General features: G+C 68.6%; 4 protein-coding genes. All 4 read right to left on the reverse strand.

Annotation, left to right across the window (positions count from 1 at the left end; all coding sequences use genetic code 11):
* On the reverse strand, positions 1–692 hold a 692-nt coding region (locus VGB60_RS11540; protein WP_331038395.1), incomplete at its 3' end, for an ATP-binding protein.
* 439 nt (positions 693–1,131) lie between these two features.
* Complete coding sequence (recF, locus tag VGB60_RS11545; RefSeq protein WP_331038396.1) at positions 1,132–2,256, reverse strand: DNA replication/repair protein RecF; 1,125 nt, start codon at positions 2,254–2,256, stop codon at positions 1,132–1,134.
* 68 nt (positions 2,257–2,324) lie between these two features.
* Entirely contained in the window at positions 2,325–2,609 is a 285-nt protein-coding gene (locus tag VGB60_RS11550) for a GIY-YIG nuclease family protein (protein ID WP_331038397.1), read from the reverse strand.
* Between the two features lie 150 nt (positions 2,610–2,759).
* The coding region (gene dnaN / locus VGB60_RS11555; protein ID WP_331038398.1) for a DNA polymerase III subunit beta at positions 2,760–3,747 on the reverse strand (988 nt) is incomplete at its 5' end.

A 3,747-nucleotide genomic window follows, 5' to 3' on the forward strand; every position in this document is an offset into this window, starting at 1 on the left:
TCGCGCAGCTTGATGACCACGCCCGAGTTCAGGAAGGCCAGCTCGCGCAGGCGGTGTTCCAGCGTCTTCAGGTCGAAGTCGATGTGGGCGAAGGTGGTGACCGACGGGTAGAAGGTGACCTCGGTGCCGGACAGCGGCTGACCGGCGCGCTCGCCGGTGTCTCGCATCGGCGCCTCGCCGGTGACCCGCAGGCTCTCGACCGTGTCGCCGCGCTCGAAGCGCATCTCGTGGCGCTTGCCGTTGCGGTAGATGACCAGCTTGAGCCAGTCGGACAGGGCGTTGACGACCGAGACGCCGACGCCGTGCAGACCGCCCGAGACCTTGTAGGAATTCTGGTCGAACTTACCGCCGGCGTGCAGCTGGGTCATGATGACCTCAGCCGCCGAGACGCCCTCGCCCTCGTGGATGTCGGTCGGGATGCCGCGGCCGTTGTCGGTGACCGTGACCGAGCCGTCGGCGTTCAGGATGACCTGCACCAGGTCGGCGTGGCCGGCCAGCGCCTCGTCGATGGCGTTGTCGACCACCTCATAGACCATGTGGTGCAGGCCCGAGCCGTCGTCGGTGTCGCCGATGTACATGCCCGGCCGTTTGCGGACCGCATCCAGACCCTTGAGAACCTTGATGGAATCGGCGCCGTAAGCGGCCTCTTCGGCGGTGTCGGCGTTACGCGCGCTCGGAGTCTGGTCGGTCATATATTCGGTCGGATCATCGCCCGGTTCGGGCCGGAAAGGACGGCGTGGGCGCCGCCCGGATAAGCGCGTCGGCAGGCCGCGAATCTGGCCCGTCTCCGACAGCTCAACATATAGGTTTTCCGGGCGAAATTGCGAGGAAAACCGGGGCTCGACCCAGCTGTGAGCCAAGGGCGTCGACCGCCCGTGCAGCGGCCCTGTTCGATGGTTCGTCACAAAGAGCACGAAGGGCCACAAAGGACACGAAGGGGCCGGCGCCGGAGGCTTCGATCGCCGGTGCTACGGGCGGGATTCTTCCGATCACTTCGCGATCATTTTTTAGGTCGGGCGGCCGAGAGACTCCGACAGTGAAGGCTCTCCGGTACCGTGGTGTCCTTTGTGGTCCTTCGTGTCCTTTGTGACGAACCTACGCTCGTGAGCCCCAACCACCGGCGGCCGCCGATCAAGCGAAGCCGCCGCCTTCGACGCGGACGAACTGGGCGCGACCGCGCAGGGGCGCGAACAGGTCGGCTTCGGTGCCGGTCATGAAGGCCTGCAGGCCCAGGGCGTCGATCTCGTCGAACAAGGCGGCGCGGCGGGCGGTGTCGAGGTGCGCCGGCGCCTCGTCGAGCAGCAGCACCGGCGGGGCCGGCTGATCCGCCAGCCGCGCGATCTGGGCCAGGATCAGGTTCAGCACCAGCGCCTTCTGCTCCCCCGACGAGCCTTCGGCGGCGGGTCGGTTCTTTTCGCGGTGCAGGGCGGTCAGGTCCGAGCGGTGCGGGCCGTAGAGCGACCGGCCCGAGGCGGCGTCGCGGGCGCGGGAGCGGACCATGCCCTCGCGGATGAACGCGGCGATCGCGGCCTCGTCCGCCCCAGCCGCGGCCATGGCCTCGGCCTCGCCCGTCAACCCGAGGTCGGCCTGCGGGAATGGCCGGTCGCTGCGGCCGTCGATCGCGGCCTGCAGGGTGGCCAGGGCCCCCGCGCGGGCGGCGGCGGCGGCGGCCCCGGCGGCGCCCAGCCGGAGCTCCAGCGCGTCGAGCCACAGCGGGTCGGCGGGCGCGCCCTCGACCGCGTCGGTCAGCAGCCGCAGCCGCTCACGCAGCGCCTTTTCATAGGCCGACACCGACGCCGCGTGGGACGGATCGGCGGCGAACACCAGCCGGTCGAAGAATTTCAGCCGCTCGGCCCGGGCGTCCGAGAACAGCCGGTCCTGCTCGGGCGTGGCCCAGACCGGGCGCAGGTGATCCAGCAGCCGCCCCGGCTGGGCCGTCTCGCCCTCGATCCTCACGATCCGCCGAGCCGCCCCCGGCGACTGCACCCCGGTGCCCAGCCTCCTCTCGCCGTCGCCGTCGGTCAGCACCGCCGCCACCGCCCAGGCCCGGCCCCCGGCCTCGCCCGGCTCGCGCCGCCCCATCTCCGGCGCCGTCGCACCGCGCAGGCCCTTGCCCGGCGTGAACAGGCTGATGGCCTCCAGCAGATTGGTCTTCCCCGCCCCGTTCGGCCCATGCAGCACGACCGTCCGCGCCTCGATGGAGAGGGTGGCGGCCGCGTAGGAGCGGAAGTCGGTGAGGGTGAGGGAGGTGATCAAGGCTGCGAAAAAATCCGTTCATCCCGGCGAAAGCCGGGACCCAGTTCTTTCGCAGGAACACCGGCGGTTCAGAAGAGCGTTTCGAACAGATCGTTCCAGCCCGGATTGGCCCTCTCAATCAACTCCAGCTTCCAGACGCGTTTCCATTCCTTGATCTGGCGTTCGCGCTTGAAGGCCGCTTCTCGGGTGTCGTGCCACTCATACCACACAAGCATCGTCGCCCCATGTTTCGAGGCGAAGCCGCGGCGGATCTTGTCCCGGTGCTCGGCGGTTCGGCGGGCGAGATCATCGGTCGAGCCGGTGTAGAGCGTCCCGTTCCGTCCGCTGGCGACGATGTAGACGAAGAATGCCATCCCCACCTCCGTTCATCCCGGCGAAAGCCGGGATCCAGTTCTTTGGGTGATGGAGCGGAGCCTCTCATCCGCCCCCTCGGTCCTGAAGCATAAGCGTCAAGCTGGACAGCACTGGGTCCCGGCTTTCGCCGGGATGAACGGAATCAGAAATCAGACTCGCAGCGGCATCAGCACGTACTGCACGCCGGGATCGCCCGGATCGAGGACCAGCGTCGGGCTGGCCGGGTCGGCGAATTTGAAGTGGGCGGTTTCGCCGGTGATCTGGCCGGCGACGTCGAGCAGGTAGCGGGCGTTGAAGCCGATCTCGAAGGGCTCTTCTGAGTAGCCGATCTCGACTTCCTCGACCCCCTGCCCGGCCTCCATGTTGCGCACCGTCAGGGTGACGCGGTCCAGTTCGAAGGCCAGTTTCACCGAGCGGCTCTTCTCGGCCGAGATGGTGGCGACGCGGTCGACGGCCGAGGCGAAGACCGCGTTGTCGATATCGGCCTGTTTGTCGTTCCCCTTGGGGATGACGCGCATGTAGTCGGGGAAGGCGCCGTCGATCACCTTGGAGGTCAGGGAGGCCTGGCCGAACTCGAACCGGATCTTCTGCGGGCTGACCATGACCTCGACCGGGCCGGAGCCGTCGTCCAGCAGGCGGCGGACCTGATCGATGGTCTTGCGCGGGACGATGACGCCGGGGCCGCCGGCGGCGCCCTCGGGGGCGGGCGTCTCGGCCAGCGCCAGACGGTGGCCGTCGGTGGCCACGGCGCGCAGCAGCGGAATGCCGGCCTCGGCCACGGTGTGGAGGTACAGGCCGTTCAGATAGTAGCGCGTCTCCTCGGTCGAGACGGCGAACCGGGTCTTGTCGATCAGCCGGGCCAGATCTTCCTTGGGCAGGGAAAAGCGCGTGCCGTTGGTCTCGGTCGACATGACCGGGAAGTCGCCCGCGGGCAGCACCGGCAGGTTGAACTTCGACCGGCCCGCCTGAACCACCAGTCGGGGATCGTCGCCATTGTAGCTCAGCGACACCTCGGCGCCCTCGGGCAGTTTGCGCACGATCTCGTACAGGGTGTGGGCCGGGGCGGTGATCTGGCCCTCGACGTTCACCTGAGCCTCGGCCTCGTCGACCATCTCCATGTCGAGGTCGGTCGCGGCG

It is taken from the genome of Brevundimonas sp., from assembly GCF_036399195.1.
Classification (GTDB): Bacteria; Pseudomonadota; Alphaproteobacteria; order Caulobacterales; family Caulobacteraceae; genus Brevundimonas.

Excerpts from the sequence above, each read along its gene's own strand:
- VGB60_RS11550 (WP_331038397.1), bottom strand. The coding sequence starts at position 2,609 with ATGGCATTCTTCGTCTACATCGTCGCCAGCGGACGGAACGGGACGCTC.